Origin of the sequence: Isoptericola halotolerans (genome assembly GCF_045689585.1) — a bacterium.
Lineage (GTDB): Bacteria > Actinomycetota > Actinomycetes > Actinomycetales > Cellulomonadaceae > Isoptericola > Isoptericola halotolerans_B.
Map to the genome: position 1 here is coordinate 586,681 of NZ_CP140108.1, position 20,438 is coordinate 607,118.

The window sequence follows — 20,438 nt, forward strand, 5'->3', positions numbered from 1 at the left end:
TCACGCGGTCCGGGTCACTCGGTGCCGGCGAGCTGGCTGAGGATCACGCCCGAGGACGGCCCCTGCCAGGCCGGCGGGAAGAGGTACAGGTCCTCCTCGGTGGGCCAGCCCGTGTAGTCGTCCTGGTTGTAGAACGTCTGCGAGGCGTTGACGACCAGCGGGATGTACGGCACGTCGTGGACGATGTGCTCCTGGATCTCGGCGTAGGCGTCGGCCTTGACCGCCTCGTCGTTCGTGCTGCCGGCCGCCTCGACGGCCTCGTCGACGGCGTCGTTGTCGTACCGGGAGAAGTTCCAGAAGCCGGGCTCCAGCGCCGTCCCGACCGGGGTGGTGTAGTCGCCGGAGAACCAGTCGCGGTAGATCTGGTACGGGTCCGCGATCGAGGTGCCGACGACGCCGCCCATGATGAGCTCGAACTCGCCGGAGACCCGGGCGTCGGCGAACTCGTTCCAGGAGATCGTCGAGGAGACGACCTTGATGCCCGCCTCGGCGGCCTGCTCCTCGATGAGCTTGGCGGCGTTGTTGTAGTCGGTCCAGCCGTCGACGGAGGTGAGCGTCAGCTCGAGGGGCTCGCCGTCGGAGGCGTAGAAACCGTCGGCACCCTTCTCATACCCGGCGGCCTCGAGGATCTCGGCGGCCTGCGCCGGGTCCGCGGACTGCTCGATGGCGGCGGGCATGCCGTCGGCGATCCACTTGTCGTCGCGGCCGAGCAGCGCGAACGTCGGCGAGATCTCCTGGGCGAGGCCGACGAAGGCCTTCTCGTTGATGGCGCCCCGGTCGATGGCCACGCTGAGGGCGCGGCGGACGGCGACGTCGGTCTGCTCGCCCTCGCAGCCGAGGTCGGCGTTGGCGCAGGTGTACAGCACCGTCGGGTCGACCGGGGTGTTGAGGTAGCCGTAGCCGGCGTCCTGGATGCGCTGCGGCTCGGGCACGAACATCGTGGCCCAGTCGACCTTGCCGGTGGAGAGCAGGTCTTCCGCGGACTGGTTGGAGTCGATGCCGACGTAGCGCAGGTTCTTCACGGCCGGCTCGCCGCCCCAGTAGTCCGGGTTGGCGACGGCCGTGTAGTTGGCGTCGGAGCTGGTCTCGACGAGGTAGGGGCCGGTGCCGACCGGCGCCTCGGCGTTGGCCCAGGCGACCAGGCCCTCGAGGGCCTCGCCGTCCTCGGTCTCGGTGGAGTCGTCCTCGTGGGCGGCGAACACGTGCTCGGGGACGATGTACGTCGAACCGAGCAGCGCGAACTCGTTGGTGAACTGCGGCTCGTCGAAGGTGAGCACCACCGTCGACGCGTCGGTCGCCTCGGCGCCGGCCAGGTAGGCCGGCCTCGCCGCGTCGTTGGTGAAGGAGTACACGACGTCGTCGGCCGTGAAGGGCTCCCCGTCGTTCCAGGTCACCCCGTCGCGGATCGCGACGGTGAGCTCGGTGCCGTCGTCGTTCCACGTCGCGTCCGTGCCGAGCAGGGGCATCGGCTCGGTGTCGGCGGCCTTGTTGTAGGCGAAGAGCGTCTCGTAGACGCCGCCGTTGGCGACGTGCAGCACCCCGACGGCGTAGGGGTTGAAGTTGGCGGTGATGGGTGTCTGCGACCCGGCCCAGATGACGAGCTCGCGGTCGGTGTCCGTGCCGGCGGCTCCCGTCTCGCCCTGCGTCGTCCCCTCGTCGGGCGTCTCGGCGTCGGTGCCACCGCCGCACGCGGCGGCGAGGAGGGTCACGCTGGCGGCGAGCGCGGTGGCGGTGAGCCAGCGCTGAGGCCTCGTGCGTCCGTGCATGGTGGTCCTTCCTTTCGCGGCGCTCCTGTGCGCCGGTCCACGACGCGTCTTCGCGCCGGAGGGGTAACCGCTCGGTTGGCAGGCAACCTAACAAACATCCAGGGAGTCGGCGCCAGCATCTCCATCGATGTATGACAGGAGTGTTACCAAACCGTGTTCTGAGAGCGGTGCCACGCGGTGGGGGGGACCGACGGAGGCCCGGGACGGCTCAGGGCAGCGTGAAGAGGACCCGCCGCTCGGCCACCGACGCCTCCGCCAGGGTGACCCGCACGCGCTCCCCCAACGGCAGCTCGGCGCCCTCGGCGCCGAGCACGGCGGCCCGGACCGCCGGCTCGCGGAGCATGACCTGGCCCCTGGCCCGCCGCGGCTCCCCGTCCCCGCCCGGCACGGGATCGGCGTCGACCACCACGGCGTCGAACGCGCGCCCGACGCGCGAGCCCAGCAGCACCGCCTCGACGATGTCGACGCACGCCCTCTCGAAAGCGCTCGCACGCTGGGCGGCCGACTGCATGGTCCCGGGCAGCCCGGGCAGCGCCGCCAGGGCCCACTCGGGCACGTCCCGACCGGCCGACTGGGCCAGGCACACCTCGGTGCCGTACCGGTCGACGAGCCGTCGCAACGGCGCCGTCACATGGGCGTACTCCGCACCGGTCGCCGCGTGCCGGGCGTCGGCCGGCAGCTCGACGCGGTGGCCGCCATCGGGCCCCGCCACTCCGAAGGCCAGGTATCCCGCGCCGCGGAAGAGCGTCGTCGCCTCGTTGAGGAACGCCGCGTGGGCCGCCCGCCGGGACTCCAGGCGCGGCAGCAGCTCGGCATACGTCATCTCCGCGGGCCACGCGATGTCCAGCGCCCCGGCCGTGCGTCGCAGCCGCGCGACGTCGCGCGTCGCGGGCGGCGGCAGCGTCCGCAGGATGCCGACCCCGGCCTCCCTCATCAGCCGGGCGGCGGCGATCCCGGTGAGCAGGGAGATCTGCGCGTTCCACTCCTCGATGGGCAGCGTGCGGCGCAGCTCCAGGTCGTAGGCGCCGTCCGCACGCCGCACCACCTCCTGCTCCGGCACCGCCAGCGAGACCCCGCCGCGCTCCTGCTCGCGCGCGTGCCGCAGCCGTCCGACGTCGGCCAGGAGCGTCAGCGACTCGGGTGCGGTCCCGGCGTCGAGCGCGGTCTGCGCCTCGCCGTAGGTCAGGCGTGCCCGCGACCGGACCACGGCCCGCGTGACGGTGGTGCTCGTGATCTCGCCGGAGGAGTCGACCGCGACCGTCCACAGCACCGCCGGCCGGTCCTGGTCGGGCAGCAGGCTGGCCGCGCCCTCCGACAGGACCGTCGGGTGCAGCGGGGTGCGGGAGTCCGGCCCGTAGAAGGTCAGCGCCCTGCGGTGCACCTCGCGGTCCAGGGCACCGCCGGGCGAGACGAACGCCGCGACGTCGGCGATCGCGTAGCGCACGATGTAGCCGTGGCCCGACGACGCGACGTGGACCGCCTGGTCGAGGTCCAGGGAGCCCGGCGGGTCGATCGTGACGAAGTCGATGTCCCGGCGGTCCTGCCGGAAGTCCTTGAGGTCGCCCCGCGCGGCGCGTTCCGCCTCCGCCCGGGCGTCGGCGGGGTACATGGCCGGGATGCCCACCTCGGCACGCAGCGCGGCGAGCGCGGACACGACGTCGTCGGGGCTGGCGGGCGCGAGCCGGAGGTCTCGGGTGGGCACGCCACGACCGTAGTTCTGCCCGTGCATGGGCGCGCGCGGAGGGAGACCCTGTTTCGACACGGCCCGTCGCGGCAAAGTATCTTGATATCAAGCAATCTCGACGTCCTCAGGAGCCGCTCCGCATGACGACCCAGCCTCAGCCGAACCCTGCCCGGATCCTCTACACGTACACCGACGAGGCCCCGCTGCTGGCGACGTACTCGTTCCTCCCGATCGTCCAGGCGTACGCGGCCAAGGCCGGCGTCGAGGTCGACACCCGGGACATCTCCCTCGCCGGGCGCATCCTCGCCCAGTTCCCCGACCACCTCACCGAGGACCAGCGCGTCGGCGACGCCCTCGGCGAGCTGGGTGAGCTGGCCACGACGCCCGAGGCCAACATCATCAAGCTCCCCAACATCTCGGCCTCCGTGCCCCAGCTCAAGGCCGCGATCGCCGAGCTGCAGGGCCAGGGCTACGCGATCCCGGACTACCCGGAGGAGCCGACGACGGACGCCGAGCGCGAGGCCCGGGCCCGCTACGACAAGGTGAAGGGTTCCGCGGTCAACCCCGTCCTGCGCGAGGGGAACTCCGACCGCCGGGCGCCCGCCGCCGTGAAGAACTACGCCAGGAAGCACCCGCACCGCATGGGCGAGTGGTCGGCGGACTCGAAGACCCAGGTCGCCACGATGGGCGCCGACGACTTCTTCTCCAACGAGAAGTCCGTGACCATGCCGGCCGTGGACACCCTCACCATCCGGCTCCGCACGGCCGACGGCACCCAGGTCCTCAAGGACGGCCTGGCCGTCGAGGAGGGCGAGGTCGTCGACGGGACCTTCCTGTCGGTCGCGGCGCTGCACCGCTTCCTCGCCGAGCAGATCGAGCGCGCGAAGTCCGAGGGCGTCCTGTTCTCCGCCCACCTCAAGGCCACCATGATGAAGGTCTCCGACCCGATCATCTTCGGCCACATCGTCGAGGCGTTCCTGCCCGAGGTCTTCGAGCGGTACGGCGCCCAGCTCAAGGCCGCCGGCCTCTCCTCGCGGGACGGCCTGGGCGGCATCCTGTCCGGCGTCGACGCTCTGCCCGACGGCGAGGCCGTCAAGGCGGCCGTGGCCCAGGGGCTCGAGAACGGGCCCGCGCTGGCCATGGTGGACTCGGACAAGGGCATCACCAACCTGCACGTGCCCTCCGACGTCATCATCGACGCCTCGATGCCCGCGATGATCCGCATCGGCGGTCACATGTGGGGCCCGGACGGTGCCGAGCACGACACCCTCGCCGTCATCCCGGACTCCTCCTACGCGGGGGTCTACCAGGCCGTCATCGACGACTGCCGGGCCAAGGGCGCGCTCGACCCCGCCACGATGGGCTCCGTGCCCAACGTCGGCCTCATGGCGCGCAAGGCCGAGGAGTACGGCTCGCACGACAAGACGTTCGAGATCCCGGCCGACGGCACGGTCGAGGTCGTGAACGCCGCCGGTGAGGTGCTGTTCTCCCACGACGTCGCGGCCGGAGACGTCTGGCGCGCCTGCCAGACGAAGGACGCCCCGATCCGCGACTGGGTGGCGCTGGCCGTCCGCCGTGCCCGCGAGACCGGCGACCCGGCCGTCTTCTGGCTCGACGCGAACCGTGCGCACGACGCCCAGCTCATCGCCAAGGTGGAGCAGTACCTCCCGGAGCACGACACGGACGGGCTGGAGATCCTCGTCATGGCCCCGGCCGAGGCGACGCGCTACTCCCTGGACCGCATCCGCGAGGGCCTGGACACGATCTCCGTGACCGGCAACGTGCTGCGCGACTACAACACCGACCTCTTCCCCATCCTCGAGGTCGGCACCTCGGCCAAGATGCTGTCGATCGTGCCGCTGATGAACGGCGGTGGGCTCTTCGAGACCGGCGCCGGCGGCTCGGCGCCGAAGCACGTCCAGCAGCTCCTGGCCGAGAACTACCTGCGCTGGGACTCGCTCGGCGAGTTCTTCGCGCTGTCCGCGTCGTTCGAGCACCTGGCCCGCGTGGCCGGCAACGCCAGCGCCCAGGTGCTCGCCGACACCCTGGACCGCGCGACCGGCACGTTCCTGGACCAGGACAAGTCGCCGACCCGGCGCATCGGCGGCATCGACAACCGCGGCTCGCACTTCTACCTCGCCCTGTACTGGGCGCAGGAGCTGGCCGCGCAGACCGAGGACGCCGAGCTCGCCGCGGCGTTCGCCCCGCTCGCGGCCCGGCTCGCCGAGCAGGAGCCGACGATCGTCGACGAGCTCCTCGCCGCCCAGGGCAACCCGGTCGACGTCGGTGGCTACTACTACCCGGACGGCGACAAGGCCGCCGCGGTGATGCGCCCGTCGAAGACCCTGAACACCGCGATCGACACCTTCTGACCCCCGCGAGGTAGCGCTGGGCCCGGCGAGGTAGCACACCTCGCCGGGCCCAGCGCTACCTCGGCACGGCCTGCGCTACCTCGGCGGGTCACCAGGACCAGCCGCGGGCGCTGAGCTCCAGCTCCTCGCGCAGCCGCTCCTCCTCGCCGGTGTGCTCGTCGGCCCGCCAAGGCACGTCGACGACGGCGAGCCCGGCCACCCGGCAGGCGTCGCGCAGCATGGCGTCGTAGGCGTCCTGCACGGCATGCCAGTGGTGGGCCCGCGCGTAGATCCCGGGGTCGTCGGTCACCGTCCGCAGCTCGCGGGCGAGCTCGCCGAGCCGCACCTGGATGGCGAGCGTCTCCCAGGGGTCCGGACCCGCCCGTCGACGACGACGGCGCGCCACCGCCTCCCGGTGCCCCGCCGAGCGCAAGCAGGACCGCGCCGCCAGCCCGACGGCGGCGAGCCCGAGCGCCAGCAGGTACATCGCAAGCCACGACATCGTGCGCCTCCTGCTCACATCGTAGTGAGGGAACCGCAGCCAGGCGAGCGAAACCTTGCCCGCGCAGGCACGCCTGACCTTGCTGGCGGACCTGCGGGAACACACCTAGCCTGGAATCGTTCAAGAGAACGAAGCACGGTGACCGCCACCGGGCGATCCCCGAGAGAGCGAGGAACACCATGACCACCCCGTCGATCCACCGCAGCACGGACCGGGCCACCGCGTCCGAACAGCTCCACGGCCACCTGCAGCGGGTCCTCGTGGCCCTCGTCGACCTGCACGTCCAGGGCAAGCAGGCGCACTGGAACGTGACCGGCCGCGGCTTCCGCGACCTGCACCTCCAGCTCGACGAGCTGGTCGACGTCGCCCGCGAGCACAGCGACACCATGGCCGAGCGGCTGCGCGCGCTCCAGGCGGTGCCGGACGGTCGCGCCGAGACCGTCGCGACGAAGACCGACCTCTCGCCGTACCCGGCCGGCCTCGTCTCCGTCGGCAACACCGTCGACGCGGTCGCCGAGCGCATCGCCCAGACCGTCGAGGTCGCCCGCGAGGTGCACGACGACGTCGACGCCGAGGACCCGACGACCGCCGACCTGCTGCACGAGATCATCGCCGACCTGGAGAAGCAGGCATGGATGATCTCGTCGGAGAACACCGAGGCCTGAGTCGATCTGCTCCGGCGTGCCCCGCGCACCCGGGAACACGACGGCGCGGTCCCTCGTCGAGGGACCGCGCCGTCGTGTTCCTGACTCCGCCGGCCGGCTCAGACGACGCCGAGCGAGATGATGGCGTCGGCCACCCGGGTGAACCCACCCACGTTGGCGCCCACGACGTAGTCGCCGGGGGCGTCGTACTCGTCGGCGGTCGCGAGGCACTGGTCGTGGATCCCGGTCATGATCTCGCCGAGCCGCTGCTCGGTGTACTCGAAGCTCCAGGAGTCCCGCGAGGCGTTCTGCTGCATCTCCAGCGCCGACGTGGCCACGCCCCCCGCGTTGGCCGCCTTGCCCGGCCCGTACGGAACCCTCTGCTCGCGCAAGAAGGCCACCGCCTCGGGCGTGCAGGGCATGTTGGCGCCCTCAGCGACCGCACGCACGCCGTTGGCCACGAGCTGCTTGGCGTCCGCCCCGGTGAGCTCGTTCTGCGTGGCGCACGGCAGGGCGATATCGGTCGGCACGTCCCACACGCTGCCCTCCGCCACGAACCGGGCGGCGGGACGGCGGTCGACGTAGTCGGACACCCGCCCGCGCTCGACCTCCTTGATCTGCTTGAGCAGGTCGAGGTCGATGCCGGCCTCGTCGACCACGTACCCCGAGGAGTCGGAGAAGGTGATCACTCGGCCGCCGAGCTGCTGAGCCTTCTCGGCCGCGTAGATCGCGACGTTCCCGGACCCGGAGACGGAGACGCGCAGGCCGTCGACGTCCTGCCCCTCGGTCGCCAGCATGCTCTGGGCGAAGAGCACGCACCCGTAGCCGGTCGCCTCCCTGCGGACGAGCGAACCGCCCCAGGTGAGCCCCTTGCCGGTCAGGACACCCGACTCGTACCGGTTGGTGATCCGCTTGTACTGGCCGAAGAGGTACCCGATCTCGCGGGCACCCACCCCGATGTCCCCGGCCGGGACGTCGGTGTACTCACCGATGTGCCGGTACAGCTCCGTCATGAACGACTGGCAGAACCGCATGACCTCACCGTCGGAGCGGCCACGCGGGTCGAAGTCCGAACCGCCCTTGCCGCCGCCGATGGGCAGACCCGTCAGGGCGTTCTTGAAGACCTGCTCGAACCCGAGGAACTTGACGGTCCCCAGGTAGACGGACGGGTGGAAGCGAAGGCCACCCTTGTACGGGCCGAGGGCGGAGTTGTACTCCACCCGGAACCCGCGGTTGATCTGCACCCGGCCGGCGTCGTCGACCCACGGCACGCGGAAGATGATCTGGCGCTCCGGCTCGCAGATCCGCTCGAGGACGGCTGCCTCGGTGTACTGCGGGTTCTTGCGCAGCACCGGGACGAGCGACTCGAAGACCTCGCGCACAGCCTGGTGCAGCTCCGCCTCGCCAGGGTTGCGCCGCAGCACCTCGTCGAAGGTGTCCTGCAGTCGGTCTTCCATCGGTACTCCTCAGCTCGGTGGCGGACGCGCGCCGGGGCGCAGGTCTCGGGCGGTCCGGCCACTATGACGCGCTCGTGCGAGACGAGCGAACCGTCTCGTTGATCGAGACAGCGTCTACGGAAAGGTCGACCCTGCCTCAGCCGAAGATGCGGGGAAGGGTGCCCTCGTGCGCCGTGCGCGCCTCGTCCAGGGCGATCTCGAACGACTCGTCGCCGAACGCGACCGACAGCGACGGGCCGCCGGTCACGCCCAGCCGCGCGACCGGCACGCCCGCCGCCTCGGCGGCGGCCACGGCCTCGGCCTCCCGCTCGGGCGCGACCGCGACCAGCGCCCGGGCGGTCGACTCGCTGAACAGCGCGGCGAACGGGGTCACGCCGTCGCGCGCCGTCAGGGCGTCGAGCGACACGGCGGCGCCGACGCCGTAGCGCAGCGACGCCTCGAGCAGCGACTGCACGAGCCCGCCCTCGGACAGGTCGTGCGCGGCCGTGACGAGTCCCTCGCGCCGAGCCGACACGAGGACGCCCGCCAGGGCGCGCTCGGCGGTGAGGTCCACGCGCGGCGGCAGGCCACCGAGGTGGTGGTGCTCGACGTCGGCCCACGCGGAACCGTCGAGCTCGTCGGCCGTGGCACCGAGCAGCAGCACGGGCTCGCCCTCGGTGCGCCAGCCGGAAGGCAGGGCGGTGCGCACGTCCTCCAGCACGCCCAGGACGCCGACCACCGGGGTCGGGTGAATCGACGAGTCGATCTGCCCGGGCTCGCCGGACCCGTTGTACAGCGAGACGTTCCCGCCCGTGACCGGGACGCCCAGCTCCTGGCAGGCGTCGGCGAGGCCCTCGATCGCCTCCACGAGCTGCCACATCGAGTCGGGGTGCTCCGGAGAGCCGAAGTTCAGGCAGTCGGTGACGGCGAGCGGAGTCGCGCCCGTGGTCGCCACGTTCCGGTACGCCTCGGCCAGCGCCAGCTGGGCGCCGGCCCGCGGGTCGAGCTTGCCGAACCGGCCGTTGGCGTCGGTGGCCAGGGCCACGCCCAGGCCGGTCGACTCGTCGACGCGCACCACGCCGCCGTCGTCGGGCTGCGACAGCGCGGTGTTGCCCTGCACGTAGCGGTCGTACTGGTCCGTCACCCAGGCGGGCGAGGCGAGGTTGGGCGAGGCGAGCAGGCGCAGCGCCGTGGCCCGCAGCTCGCCGGCGGCCTCCGGCCGGGTGAGCCCGAGACCGGCGACCGAGGCCTTCTGCAGCTCGTCCTGCCACACGGGCCGTGCGTACGGACGGTCGTAGACCGGGCCCTCGTGCGCCACGGTCTTCGGGTCGACGTCGACGATGCGCTGCCCGTGGTGGTCGATGGTAAGGCGGCCCGAGCCGTTGACCTCGCCGATCACGGAGGTCTCGACGTCCCACCGGTCGGTGATCGCCAGGAACGCGTCGAGCTTCTCGGGTGTGACGACGGCCATCATCCGCTCCTGCGACTCCGACATGAGGATCTCGCCCGCGTTCAGGGACGGGTCGCGCAGCAGGACGTCGTCGAGGTCGACGTGCATGCCGCCGTCGCCGTTGGAGGCGAGCTCGGAGGTGGCGCAGGAGATGCCGGCGGCGCCGAGGTCCTGGATCCCCTCGACGACCTTCGCCGCGTAGAGCTCGAGGCAGCACTCGATGAGCACCTTCTCCATGAAGGGGTCGCCCACCTGCACGCTCGGCCGCTTGGCGGGCACGCCGTCCTCGAACGTCTCGGACGCGAGGATGGAGGCGCCCCCGATGCCGTCGCCGCCGGTGCGCGCACCGAACAGGATGACCTTGTTGCCGGTGCCGGAGGCGTTGGCGAGGTGGATGTCCTCGTGCCGCAGCACACCCAGGCACAGCGCGTTGACGAGCGGGTTGCCCTGGTAGCAGGAGTCGAACACGAGCTCGCCACCGATGTTCGGCAGACCCAGCGAGTTGCCGTAGCCGCCCACACCGGCGACCACGCCGTGCACGACGCGTGCCGTGTCGGGGTGGTCGACCGCCCCGAAGCGGAGCTGGTCCATGACGGCGACCGGGCGGGCACCCATCGAGATGATGTCGCGCACGATCCCGCCGACGCCCGTCGCGGCGCCCTGGTAGGGCTCGACGTAGCTGGGGTGGTTGTGCGACTCGACCTTGAACGTCACGGCCCAGCCGTCACCGATGTCGACGACGCCCGCGTTCTCGCCGATGCCGACCAGCAGGTGCTCGGTCATCTCGGGCGTCACCCGGTCGCCGAACTTCCGCAGGTGGTTCTTCGAGGACTTGTAGGAGCAGTGCTCGGACCACATGACCGAGTACATGGCGAGCTCGGCGGCCGTGGGACGACGTCCGAGAATGTCGCGGATCCGCTGGTACTCGTCGGCCTTGAGCCCGAGCTCGCCGTACGGCTGCGTCTCGTCGGGTGTCGACGCAGCGTTCTCGACGGTGTCGAGCGTCGGGCGCGGGGTCGGCGGGGTGGCGGCACGGTCGGCAGCGGCGGTCATCAACTTCCCTCGGGTCGCACGGGATGCCAGACCGGGTGATCTCCGTGCCCGCACGGCGGTCGCCGCACGGCTACGGGATCCGGCGTCGGTCCGGGCCAGGTCGCGCGCGACCCGTGCCCCGGCGGTCCACGAGCGCGGCTCGACGCGGGACGGGGGCGGCGCAGGGTCAGTCTACCGGCGCGGGCCCGGTCCCCGGCCCGTCGGTGTCCGGGCCGTCCGGAGAGTCGGTGACGACGTGCGTCGCGGCGTCGTCGTGCTCCCGCGCGAGCTCGGCGGCCATCGCCTGCAGGAAGTCGCGCACCGCGGGGCGGGCCGACGGCGGCACCGCCTGGGCGATGTCGCGCATGCGGGCGTGCATGCCCCCGAGCCGCTCGCGGACCTCGTGGTGGGCGTCGTGCGTGGCGGCGACGACGACGGAGCGGCGGTCGCTGGGGTGCGGCCGGCGCTCCAGGTGCCCTGACCGGCAGAGCCTGTCGACGAGCTTGGTCGTCGCCGCGGTGGAGATGTCGAGCCGGGCGCTCAGCATCCGCGGCGTCACGGGCGTGCCGCCCTGCTCGCACGCGATGACGTACCGCAGCGCGCGCAGGTCGTTGACGTTCATGTCCATGTCGCGGCTCGCGCGCTGCCGCATCTCCTCGTCGGCGCGACGAAAGGCGCGCACGGCGTCGAGCAGCCCGCGCGCCTCGGTGTCCGCGGTGCCGTACCAGTACGGCGACGATCCGGTGCTTGCCTGCGTCACGGAGACATCGTAGCCTCCTTGTGGTTAGTATCTCGCCCAGAAAGATACTTACTCAGCATGGTGAGGATTGCGAGGCACGGCGTGGCCCGACGACAGCCGGACAGCCAGCGGGAGGGCACGCACCCGACGGGACCGCCCGAGGTGCTCGACGACGTCCTGGACGCCGTGTGGCCGGGCCTCGCTCCGTGCACCATGCTGGAGGACGTGCTGACGACGACGGAGCGCAGACAGGCGGTGCACCCGTCCGCCCCTCTGCCGCGCTCAGGAGCGGTGCCGGGCACCACCACCGAGCCCTGCACGGCCGCGGGGGTCGCCGCATGACCGCCGCCTCCGGGCCGGTCTCCGACTTCGACCGCGCTGCCCGGCGCACCGCCGCCGCCGTCGTCGACACCTATTCGACGTCGTTCGGCTGGGCCTGCCGGCTCCTCGGACCGGCGGTCCGCGACCACGTGCGCGCCGTCTACGCGCTCGTGCGGGTGGCCGACGAGATCGTCGACGACGTCGCGGCCGACCTCACCGTCGCCGAGCGCGACGAGCTCCTCACCGCGCTGGAGCAGGAGGTCGCACTCGCCACGAAGCGCGGCTACAGCCACGACCTCGTGGTGCACGGGTTCGTGCGCACCGCCCGCCGGTTCGCGATCGGTGCCGACCTGATCGACCCGTTCTTCGCCTCGATGCGCACCGACCTGACCGTCACGACGCACGACGACGAGAGCTTCGCCCGTTACGTGCACGGATCCGCCGAGGTGGTCGGCCTGATGTGCCTGCGCATCTTCGTCGACGGTGCCGACGGCGCGTACGGCCGGCGCGCGGCCGGCGCGGCCCGGCTCGGTGCGGCCTTCCAGAAGGTGAACTTCCTGCGCGACCTCGCCGACGACGTCGACGCCCGCGGGCGGAGCTACTTCCCCGCCCTCGACCCCGCCGCGTTCGACGAGGCGACGAAGGACCGGCTGCTGGACGACATCGAGGCCGACCTCGCCGTCGCGCAGCGGGCGGTCAGGGACCTGCCGCGCTCCAGCCGGGTCGCGGTGCAGGTCGCGCACGACCTCTTCGCGGAGCTCGCCCGGCGGCTGCGCGCCACGCCTGCCCGGACGCTGCGCCACCGGCGGGTCCGGGTCCCGGACGCCGTCAAGGCGCGGATCGTCGCCGGGGCGCTCGCGCGGGAGGTGCGGCGATGAGGGTCGTCGTCGTCGGCGCCGGCATCGCCGGGCTCGCCACCGCCGGCCTGCTCGCCCGGGACGGCCACGACGTCGAGGTCCTGGAGCGCCACCCGGAGGTGGGCGGCCGCGCCGGCTCCTGGGAGGCCGACGGGTTCCGCTTCGACACCGGGCCGTCCTGGTACCTCATGCCCGAGGTCTTCGACCACTGGTTCCGGCTCATGGGGTTCACCGCCGACGCCGAGCTCGACCTGCACCCGCTCGACCCCGCGTACCGGGTGTTCTTCGAGGGCCACGCCGACCCCCTGGACGTCGATCGCGACCGCGCCGCCAACGCCGCCGCCTTCGAGCGGATCGAACCGGGCGCCGGGGCCCGGCTCGAGCGCTACCTCGACTCCGCGCACGACACCTACGACATGGCGGTGCGACACTTCCTGTACACGACCTTCGCGTCGTGGCGCGGCCTCGCCTCCCGGGAGGTGCTGGCGCGCCTGCCGCGCCTCGGCACCCTGCTGGGCAGGTCGCTCGAGTCGTTCGTCGCCGGGTCGTTCGACGACGTCCGCCTGCGCCAGGTCCTCGGGTACCCGGCGGTCTTCCTCGGCTCCTCGCCGGACCGCGCCCCGAGCATGTACCACCTCATGAGCGCCCTCGACCTCGACGGCGGCGTGCGCTACCCCCAGGGCGGGTTCCACGCCCTCGTCACGGCGGTGGCGCGGCTCGCCGAGCAGGCCGGCGCCCGGGTGACCACGGGCGCACGCGTCACGCAGGTCACGACGGCGTCCGGCCCCGGCCCCGCGCCGGGCCCACGCCGTGCCCACGCCACCGGGGTGCGGTGGACCGACGCCGCCGGGACGGTGCACGAGACGCACGCCGACGTCGTCGTCGCGGCCGCCGACCTGCACCACGTCGAGACCGAGCTGCTGCCCCCCGCGCTGCAGACCTACCCGCAGCGCTGGTGGGACCGCCGGGACCCGGGCCCCGGCGGCGTGCTCGCGATGCTGGGCGTGCGCGGGCGGCTGCCCGAGCTCGCTCACCACTCGCTGTTCTTCACCGCCGACTGGCGTACCAACTTCGGTGACATCGCCGCCGGCCGGGTGCCCGACCCGGCGTCGCTGTACGTGTGCGCACCCTCGCGCACGGACCCGACGGTCGCCCCCGGCGGCGACGAGAACCTGTTCGTCCTGGTGCCGGTCCCCGCCGACCCCGGGATCGGTCGTGGCGGGGTGGACGGCGCGGGCGACACCCTCGTCGAGCAGGTGGCCGACGCCGCGATCGACCGGGTCGCCGAGTGGGCGGGCGTGCCGGACCTGCGCGACCGCGTCGCCGTCCGCCGGACCGTCGGACCGGGCGACTTCGCCGCCGACCTGTCGTCGTGGTCGGGCGGGATGCTCGGTCCGGCGCACACGCTGCGGCAGAGCGCCATGTTCCGCGCCGGCAACCGGTCCCGCCGCGTGGGCGGGCTGCTCTACGCGGGCGGCTCCACCATCCCCGGGATCGGCCTGCCCATGTGCCTCATCAGTGCGGAGCTCGTGCTCAAACGGCTGCGGGGCGACACCACCGCCGGCGCCGTGCCCGTGCCGGACGCGACGACGGCGGGAGCCTCGTGACCGGGGACCACCTCGTCTACCTCGGACTGCTGCTCGGCGCGCTCGCGTGCATGGCCCTGATCGACCACCGCGCCCGGCTGCTGCTCTTCTCGGCGCACCCGGTCCGCGGCGCCGTCGTGCTCGTCGTCGGCACCGTCGTCTTCCTCGCCTGGGACGTCGTCGCGATCGCGGAGGACTACTACGAGCGCGGCGGCGCCGCCATGACGGGCATCGAGCTGGCCCCGCACCTGCCCCTCGAGGAGCTGTTCTTCATCCTGTTCCTCTGCTACGTCACCCTGGTGCTGCACGGCCTGCTGACACGGTGGTCCGCCGCGCGGGCCCGCCGGACCGGGAGGGAGACCCGATGACGTACGCGCTGCTCGCCGTCCTGATCGTGGCCGGGTCGCTGGCCGTCGCCGCGGTGGCCTCGGCCGTGCGCGGGCTCGGAGCACGGTGGTGGGCGGCCGTCGGTCTCACCGCCGTCGTCCTGGTGGCCCTGACGGTCGTGTTCGACAGCCTGATGATCGCCGCCGACCTGTTCCGCTACGGTGACGAGGCCCTGCTGGGAGCCACCGTCTGGCTGACACCGGTCGAGGACCTGGCCTGGCCGGTCGTCGCCGCGCTGCTGCTGCCGAGCCTGTGGGCGCTGGCCACACCGAGGGAGACGCCCGCATGACCACCCCGACCGTGCACGGAGCGGGCGCCGCGCTGCGCCAGGTCGTCGGGTCGTCACGCCCGATCAGCTGGATCAACACCGCCTACCCGTTCGCGGCCGCGTACGTCATGGTGGGCGGCATCGCCGGCACCGGCGTGGCCGAGCTGGTGCTCGGGACCCTGTACTTCCTGATCCCGTACAACCTGCTGATGTACGGGCTCAACGACGTCTGGGACTACGAGTCGGACCTGCGCAACCCGCGCAAGGGCGGCATCGAGGGCGTGGTGCTGTCCCGGCGCTGGCACCGCCTGACGGTGTGGGCGGCGGTCCTCACCAACCTGCCGTTCCTCGCCTACCTGGTGGTCGTGGGCGACGCGGCCTCGACGGCGGTGCTCGCCGTGAGCGTCTTCGCGGTCGTCGCGTACTCGGCACCTCGACTGCGCTTCAAGGAGCGCCCCGTCCTGGACTCGGCGACCTCCAGCACGCACTTCGTCAGCCCCGCGGTGTTCGGTATCGCGCTGGCGGACGGGGCCTTCACCGTCCCCGTGCTCGCCGCCCTGGCCGGGTTCTTCTGCTGGGGCATGGCCTCGCAGGCGTTCGGCGCGGTGCAGGACGTCGAGGCGGACCGCGCGGCCGGGCTCGGATCCGTGGCCACCTGGCTCGGTGCGGGCCGTACCGTGCGGGCCGCCATGGCGTGCTACGCCGTCGGCGGCCTCGTGCTACTCGCCACGGGCTGGCCGGGGATGCTCGCTGCACTGCTGGTCATCCCCTACGTGGTCAGCGTCGCGCCGTTCCGGAACCTGACCGACGCCGACTGCGAACGAGCGAACGCCGGGTGGCGCCGGTTCCTCTGGCTCAACATCGTCACCGGGTTCCTGGTCACGCAGCTCCTGATCTGGATCGCCCTGCGATGAACGGCCCCTCGAGCGCGTCGAGCCCCGCTGCGGCGGCCCCCAGCACGAGCCCGACGGCGACGTGCGGGGCACGCACCCCTCGCCCCCGGAGACGCTCGGCGAACCGGTAGGTCCACCGCTCGCCCAGGACGACGACCGCGCCGGCCGCCGCCACCCCGCCGACGACGACGGCCACCGTGGCGACCACCGCCCGGCCGGCCCCGGTGGCGCCCGGCTCCGGCGGCTCGGACACCGCAGCCTCGGTCGTCGTGTCCGTCGCCCCCGTGCCGGAAGAGGCCGCCGCAGACGCCTCCCTCGCGGACCGGATCTCGTCCTGGACGGCCCGGGCGGCCGCCCGGGCCTCCGCACCTTCCCGCGTGGTCACCGTGCCGAGGGCGACGCCCGCCGCCAGCACCGCGGTCTTGGCCAGGGCACGGGCCCACCGGGGCCGGACGACGTCGGGCACCGCGTACCAGGCGAAGGTCGTGAGCCCGCTGACCGCGACGGACCGGAGGTCCACACCGGCGGGCTCGGACGACGGACGGGCAGGGCTGTCGGTCTGGCTCATACGGGGGCCAACGAGCCGGGGCGCCGGCCGGTTCCCCGCCGACGCCGAATTGAACAACCCTTGGACCACGTGACGTTCGCCCGTGAAGCCGGTCACATCTTGTTCATCACGGGAGGGGGGTTTGCGAGCAGCGCACACCGTGCTTTGATGCGCTCGTGGACCTCCTGCGACCCTTCACCCCCGCCGCCTTCGCCTACGGGCTGGCGTCCTGGTCGTGGCTGGGCATCCAGGGCAAGACCCCGCGGTTCGCGACCCTGTTCGGTGACGTCTTCCTCGAGTCGCTCGAGGGGTGGTGGTTCCTGGACACCGTCGAGGGCACTCTCGAGATGCGCTGGCCCAACGCCGTCGAGCTCACCGCCGAGCTCGAGTCCCCCGACGGGCGGACCGACCTGCTCCTGGAGGACCTCGTCGTGGAGACCTCCCGCCACGGCGTCGTCCCCCGCGAGGACGAGGTCCTGACCTTCATGCCGCACCCGCTGCTCGGTGGCCGCTTCAGCGCCGACGCGGTCGTGGCGGTCCGGTTCGAGCTCGCCCTGCGCCTCTCCGGCGAGGTCCACCGCCAGGCCGCGGCACCACCGTCACCGCTCCTGCTCGGCCACAGCCTCACCGGGCGCCACACGCACGCGTGAAAGGCCCGACCTTCACGAGTCCCTGAGTTCGCTCTGAGGTCCCGGACCGGTCGAGACGGAGTTGTGACCCGCCAGGACGCCCCTGCGGATGCGCGGGGCGACCATCTGTCGTGTCCTGGGAGCACGGATGAGGCGGACCGTGGAGGTAGGACATGCAACGGGTAGTGCTCGAGGGGGCTGCTGTCGCGTTCGGCGGCGGGCTCCTGCTCGGTGCGGCGCTCGCGCTCGGCGGGCCGGTGCTGACGACGCTGGCGGGGGTGCTCGCCGTCGCGGGGACCCTCCGCGTCGTGCTGATGACGCCACCTCCCCGTGCGCCGGAGCGGCCGGACACGATCACCCTGGGCCTGCCCCTGCGGGAGGTCACCGCCGAGGAGCAGGAGGCGGCGGTCGTCGGCTCCCTCACCCACCCGGACGCCGACGACGCCGAGGCAGGTGCCGCCGTGGGGCAGCCCGCCCCGGTCGCCGCCTGACGGCTCAGCGCTTCTTCTTGAGCGCCTTCTCGCTCACGGGTGCGTCGCCGCTGGCCCGCCGGGCCGCGAAGTACGCGCGGGCCTCCTCCTGACGCTCGGCCTCCGCGCCGGAGGCGATCTTGGCCCGCAGGTGCTCCTGGCCGAAGCCCCAGGCGTCCACCAGGTCGACGGCGTGCGGGCGCAGCCGTGACAGCAGGCGGTCGACGTAGCCGGTGACCGTCCGGGCCCGCTGGTCGGAGAGCCGCCCGTGCAGCAGGTACCAGGTGAGGTTGCGCTCGATGACCGTGAGCCCGAAGACGTCGCGGACCCAGGTCATGACGCGACGGGTCGCCGGGTCCTCGATCGTCGACAGAGCGTCGGTGAACGCCTCCCACCGCAGCAGGTCGGCGTGGGCCCTCGCGGCCTCGACCAGCGCGACCTGGTTCTCGTCCAGGATGCGGGCCGCCACCGCCGGCTCGGCCTTCTGGGCGGGCCGCAACGCCAGGGCGACCTCCTCGACCATCGTGGCGACACGGTCCGCGAGCAGCTCGCGCTGGGTGTCGGCGTCGCGCAGGTGCCCCGCGGCGCGGCGCGGGTCGCCGACGTCGGCGATCGCCTGGGTGACCCGGCGCAGGCCCGTGCGGTGCAGCGCGGCGTCCGTGGCCCGCTCGACGACGAACCGGGCCATGCCGGCCGGCGTCTTCGTGGCACCCTTGAGCTCGCGCCCGTAGTCGCCGACGAGCCGCTTGGCGACGAGCTGCGCCAGCACCGTGTTGTCGCCCTCGAACGTGGCGTACACGTCCAGGTCGGCGCGCAGCGACGTGATGCGGTTCTCGGTGAGGAACCCGGCGCCGCCGCACGCCTCGCGGCACTCCTGCAGCGTGTCGAGCGCGAACGCCGTCGACGTCGACTTCAGCGCCGCCGCCGTCGTCTCCAGGTCCTCACGGTTCTCCGGGGTGTCGTGCTCGCCGGAGAACACGTCGTCGAACAGGTCGAGCAGGCGCTCGTTCGCGAAGTGCCCGGCATAGGCCTCCGCGATGCGCGGGAACAGGCGCCGGCGGTGCGTCGCGTAGTCGAGGATCACCATCTCGTCGACGCCGGGACCGGCGAACTGCCGGCGCTCGGCGGCGTACTTCACGGCGATGGCGAGGCCGATCTTGGCCGCGTTGACGGCGGACCCGTCCAGGGAGACCCGGCCCTGGACGAGCGAGCCCAGCATGGTGAAGAAGCGGCGTCCGGGGCTGTCGATCGGCGACGAGTAGGTGCCGTCGGGGGCCACGGAGCCGTAGCGGGCCAGCAGGTCGGTGCGCGGCACCCGGACGCCGGAGAAGTGCAGGCGCCCGTTGTCGATGCCCCGCAGGCCGCCCTTGAGGCCGTCGTCCTCGCCGCCGACGCCGGGCAGGAAGGGACCGGCCGACCCGTCCGGGAGCGTCGCGCGGATCGGCACGTAGAAGCAGTGCACGCCGTGGTCGACACCGTTGGTGATCAGCTGGGCGAACACCGTCGCGGCGGTGGCGTGCTGCGCGGCGTTGCCGAGGTAGTCCTTCCACGCCCCGCGGAACGGGGTGTCGATGACGAACTCCTCCGTGGCCGGGTCGTAGGTGGCCGTGGTGCCGATCGAGGCGACGTCCGACCCGTGGCCGGTCTCCGTCATGGCGAAGGCGCCCGGGACGGTCAGGTCCATGGCCGCGGGCAGGAACCGGTCCTGCTGCTCCGGGGTGCCCAGGTGCAGGATCGCCGCACCGAACAGCCCCCACTGGACCCCCGCCTTGATCTGCAGCGACGGGTCGGCCGTGACGAGCTCGGAGAAGCACGCCAGGTTGGCGCCGGGCTCGTCCCGGCCGCCCATGCGCTCAGGGAAGGCCAGCCAGGTGATCTTGTCGTCGTCCGCGACCATCTCGCGCATCTGCTCGAGCGTGCGCTCGCGGTGCTCGCCAGGGGTCAGCGTCTCGTCCTTGTGGAAGCGCGGGTCCCCCGAACGGGCCCGGGCACGGCGGCGGAGCTCGGGCCAGCGGCCCAGCAGCAGCTCGGTCAGCCCGGGGACGTCGATGCGGTCCGCCGCGTCGGTGGCTGTGCCGCGGGCCGAGGTGGTGCCGCTGTGCTCGGTGCGGTCGGACGTCGTCGTCATCGGTACTCCTGCTTCTCGGTGATGGGCTGTTCCGTCGGGGCGACGGGCCGGCCGGTCGTGTCGTGGTGCAGCACCCCGACGGGCCCGTTCCAGAGCCAGGTGGTGATCTGGTCGGTGAGCTCGTCGCGCGACAGCCCTGCGGCGAGGGTGTGGCCGAGCCACCACTCCCCCGTGCCCCGCACGAAGCCGACGGCGCCGGCCGCCCAGGCGGCCGCGGTCGACGGCGGGACGCCGGCCGCCTGGGCGGCGGGCTCGGCGACGAGCGTGATGACCGAGTCCAGGTAGGCGCCGAGCGCCTCCACCTGGCCGGACGCGCCGTCGTCGGGCACGTTGCCGCCGATGGCCGTGCGCGTGACGAACCAGTAGACGTGGGGCGAGCGCTCGATGGTCTGCAGGTAGACGCGCACCATCGCCCGCAGGGCGGCGTGCGGCGTCGGGGCCTCGTGGGCGGCCTCGGCGAGCTTGCGGTGCATCCCGGCGACGACGGACTCGGCGACGGCGAGCCGCAGGCCCGCCTTGTCGTCGAAGTACCGGTAGAAGATCGACTTGGACGTCCCGGCGACGGCCGCGATCTCGTCCATCGACGCACCGGGGCCGAGCTCGTGGATCGCGCTTCGCGCGTCGCGCACGAGCGACGTGCGCCGCTGGGCGCGATGATCGTCCCACCGGGTCGACCGACCGTCGGGCCGTGGACGGGAGGAGCTCTCCGTGCGTCCCTGTGCTGCGACCGTCATCGGCCACCCCCTGT

The 20,438-nt window shown here is 72.8% G+C and carries 19 protein-coding genes; 10 read left to right on the forward strand and 9 right to left on the reverse strand.

Going from position 1 to position 20,438, the window contains the following annotated elements:
• Positions 1–14: 14 nt before the first annotated feature.
• A complete protein-coding gene (locus UQW22_RS02805) occupies positions 15–1,766 on the reverse strand; it encodes an ABC transporter substrate-binding protein (protein ID WP_407319321.1) in 1,752 nt (583 codons plus the stop codon).
• Positions 1,767–1,974: 208 nt separating this feature from the next.
• Positions 1,975–3,468, reverse strand: coding sequence for an RNB domain-containing ribonuclease (locus UQW22_RS02810; RefSeq protein WP_407319322.1), 1,494 nt, complete (start codon positions 3,466–3,468; stop codon positions 1,975–1,977).
• A 122-nt stretch (positions 3,469–3,590) separates the two neighbouring features.
• On the opposite strand from UQW22_RS02810, the gene UQW22_RS02815 reads away from it, so the two are divergent.
• Positions 3,591–5,822, forward strand: coding sequence for an NADP-dependent isocitrate dehydrogenase (locus UQW22_RS02815; protein WP_407319323.1), 2,232 nt, complete (start codon positions 3,591–3,593; stop codon positions 5,820–5,822).
• 88 nt (positions 5,823–5,910) lie between these two features.
• On the opposite strand, the gene UQW22_RS02820 is transcribed toward UQW22_RS02815, so the two are convergent.
• On the reverse strand, positions 5,911–6,303 hold the full coding sequence (locus UQW22_RS02820; protein WP_407319324.1) for a hypothetical protein: 393 nt from the start codon (positions 6,301–6,303) through the stop codon (positions 5,911–5,913).
• Positions 6,304–6,482: 179 nt separating this feature from the next.
• On the opposite strand from UQW22_RS02820, the gene UQW22_RS02825 reads away from it, so the two are divergent.
• Positions 6,483–6,968: a Dps family protein gene (locus tag UQW22_RS02825; protein WP_407319325.1), complete on the forward strand. Its 486-nt coding sequence runs from the start codon at positions 6,483–6,485 to the stop codon at positions 6,966–6,968.
• A gap of 98 nt (positions 6,969–7,066) precedes the next feature.
• Here UQW22_RS02825 and gdhA read toward each other — a convergent pair whose 3' ends face one another.
• The 3 genes from gdhA to UQW22_RS02840 all read right to left on the reverse strand — a co-directional run bounded on the left by gdhA (position 7,067) and on the right by UQW22_RS02840 (position 11,625).
• Positions 7,067–8,404, reverse strand: a complete 1,338-nt coding sequence (gene gdhA, locus UQW22_RS02830) for an NADP-specific glutamate dehydrogenase (protein ID WP_407319326.1) — start codon at positions 8,402–8,404, stop codon at positions 7,067–7,069.
• Between the two features lie 136 nt (positions 8,405–8,540).
• Complete coding sequence (purL, locus tag UQW22_RS02835) at positions 8,541–10,886, reverse strand: phosphoribosylformylglycinamidine synthase subunit PurL (RefSeq protein WP_407319327.1); 2,346 nt, start codon at positions 10,884–10,886, stop codon at positions 8,541–8,543.
• Positions 10,887–11,052: 166 nt separating this feature from the next.
• A complete protein-coding gene (locus UQW22_RS02840; protein ID WP_407319328.1) occupies positions 11,053–11,625 on the reverse strand; it encodes a MarR family winged helix-turn-helix transcriptional regulator in 573 nt (190 codons plus the stop codon).
• A gap of 81 nt (positions 11,626–11,706) precedes the next feature.
• Here UQW22_RS02840 and UQW22_RS02845 point away from each other — a divergent pair, with 81 nt between their 5' ends.
• The 6 genes from UQW22_RS02845 to UQW22_RS02870 are packed head-to-tail and all read left to right on the forward strand — an operon-like array spanning position 11,707 to position 15,937.
• Positions 11,707–11,946, forward strand: coding sequence for a hypothetical protein (locus UQW22_RS02845; protein ID WP_407319329.1), 240 nt, complete (start codon positions 11,707–11,709; stop codon positions 11,944–11,946).
• Complete coding sequence (locus tag UQW22_RS02850) at positions 11,943–12,803, forward strand: phytoene/squalene synthase family protein (RefSeq protein ID WP_407319330.1); 861 nt, start codon at positions 11,943–11,945, stop codon at positions 12,801–12,803. Before UQW22_RS02845 ends, UQW22_RS02850 begins: the two co-directional genes overlap by 4 nt.
• Positions 12,800–14,389, forward strand: coding sequence for a phytoene desaturase family protein (gene crtI / locus UQW22_RS02855; RefSeq protein WP_407319331.1), 1,590 nt, complete (start codon positions 12,800–12,802; stop codon positions 14,387–14,389). Before UQW22_RS02850 ends, crtI begins: the two co-directional genes overlap by 4 nt.
• Positions 14,386–14,736, forward strand: a complete 351-nt coding sequence (locus UQW22_RS02860) for a lycopene cyclase domain-containing protein (protein WP_407319332.1) — start codon at positions 14,386–14,388, stop codon at positions 14,734–14,736. The genes crtI and UQW22_RS02860 overlap by 4 nt, the downstream gene beginning before the upstream one ends.
• Positions 14,733–15,044 carry a lycopene cyclase domain-containing protein gene (locus UQW22_RS02865; RefSeq protein ID WP_407319333.1) on the forward strand — a complete coding sequence of 104 codons (312 nt, stop codon included), beginning with the start codon at positions 14,733–14,735 and terminating at the stop codon, positions 15,042–15,044. Before UQW22_RS02860 ends, UQW22_RS02865 begins: the two co-directional genes overlap by 4 nt.
• Entirely contained in the window at positions 15,041–15,937 is an 897-nt protein-coding gene (locus tag UQW22_RS02870) for a prenyltransferase (protein WP_407319334.1), read from the forward strand. Before UQW22_RS02865 ends, UQW22_RS02870 begins: the two co-directional genes overlap by 4 nt.
• Here UQW22_RS02870 and UQW22_RS02875 read toward each other — a convergent pair.
• Positions 15,903–16,484, reverse strand: a complete 582-nt coding sequence (locus UQW22_RS02875) for a hypothetical protein (RefSeq protein ID WP_407319335.1) — start codon at positions 16,482–16,484, stop codon at positions 15,903–15,905. The genes UQW22_RS02870 and UQW22_RS02875 overlap by 35 nt on opposite strands.
• 155 nt (positions 16,485–16,639) lie before the next feature.
• Here UQW22_RS02875 and UQW22_RS02880 point away from each other — a divergent pair, with 155 nt between their 5' ends.
• Entirely contained in the window at positions 16,640–17,113 is a 474-nt protein-coding gene (locus tag UQW22_RS02880; protein WP_407319336.1) for a hypothetical protein, read from the forward strand.
• A 152-nt stretch (positions 17,114–17,265) separates the two neighbouring features.
• The gene (locus tag UQW22_RS02885) at positions 17,266–17,583 is read left to right on the forward strand and encodes a hypothetical protein (protein ID WP_407319337.1); all 318 of its coding nucleotides are present in this window, start codon (positions 17,266–17,268) and stop codon (positions 17,581–17,583) included.
• Between the two features lie 4 nt (positions 17,584–17,587).
• Here UQW22_RS02885 and UQW22_RS02890 read toward each other — a convergent pair whose 3' ends face one another.
• Entirely contained in the window at positions 17,588–19,690 is a 2,103-nt protein-coding gene (locus UQW22_RS02890) for an acyl-CoA dehydrogenase (protein WP_407319338.1), read from the reverse strand.
• On the reverse strand, positions 19,687–20,424 hold the full coding sequence (locus UQW22_RS02895; RefSeq protein WP_407319339.1) for a TetR/AcrR family transcriptional regulator: 738 nt from the start codon (positions 20,422–20,424) through the stop codon (positions 19,687–19,689). Before UQW22_RS02895 ends, UQW22_RS02890 begins: the two co-directional genes overlap by 4 nt.
• Positions 20,425–20,438: the final 14 nt, after the last annotated feature.

Coding starts and splice junctions, on each gene's coding strand:
- UQW22_RS02805 (WP_407319321.1), bottom strand. CDS start 1,766: ATGCACGGACGCACGAGGCCTCAGCGCTGGCTCACCGCCACCGCGCTC.
- UQW22_RS02815 (WP_407319323.1), top strand. CDS start 3,591: ATGACGACCCAGCCTCAGCCGAACCCTGCCCGGATCCTCTACACGTAC.
- UQW22_RS02820 (WP_407319324.1), bottom strand. CDS start 6,303: ATGTCGTGGCTTGCGATGTACCTGCTGGCGCTCGGGCTCGCCGCCGTC.
- UQW22_RS02825 (WP_407319325.1), top strand. CDS start 6,483: ATGACCACCCCGTCGATCCACCGCAGCACGGACCGGGCCACCGCGTCC.
- gdhA (WP_407319326.1), bottom strand. CDS start 8,404: ATGGAAGACCGACTGCAGGACACCTTCGACGAGGTGCTGCGGCGCAAC.
- purL (WP_407319327.1), bottom strand. CDS start 10,886: ATGACCGCCGCTGCCGACCGTGCCGCCACCCCGCCGACCCCGCGCCCG.
- UQW22_RS02850 (WP_407319330.1), top strand. CDS start 11,943: ATGACCGCCGCCTCCGGGCCGGTCTCCGACTTCGACCGCGCTGCCCGG.
- crtI (WP_407319331.1), top strand. CDS start 12,800: ATGAGGGTCGTCGTCGTCGGCGCCGGCATCGCCGGGCTCGCCACCGCC.
- UQW22_RS02865 (WP_407319333.1), top strand. CDS start 14,733: ATGACGTACGCGCTGCTCGCCGTCCTGATCGTGGCCGGGTCGCTGGCC.
- UQW22_RS02870 (WP_407319334.1), top strand. CDS start 15,041: ATGACCACCCCGACCGTGCACGGAGCGGGCGCCGCGCTGCGCCAGGTC.
- UQW22_RS02875 (WP_407319335.1), bottom strand. CDS start 16,484: ATGAGCCAGACCGACAGCCCTGCCCGTCCGTCGTCCGAGCCCGCCGGT.
- UQW22_RS02885 (WP_407319337.1), top strand. CDS start 17,266: ATGCAACGGGTAGTGCTCGAGGGGGCTGCTGTCGCGTTCGGCGGCGGG.
- UQW22_RS02890 (WP_407319338.1), bottom strand. CDS start 19,690: ATGACGACGACGTCCGACCGCACCGAGCACAGCGGCACCACCTCGGCC.
- UQW22_RS02895 (WP_407319339.1), bottom strand. CDS start 20,424: ATGACGGTCGCAGCACAGGGACGCACGGAGAGCTCCTCCCGTCCACGG.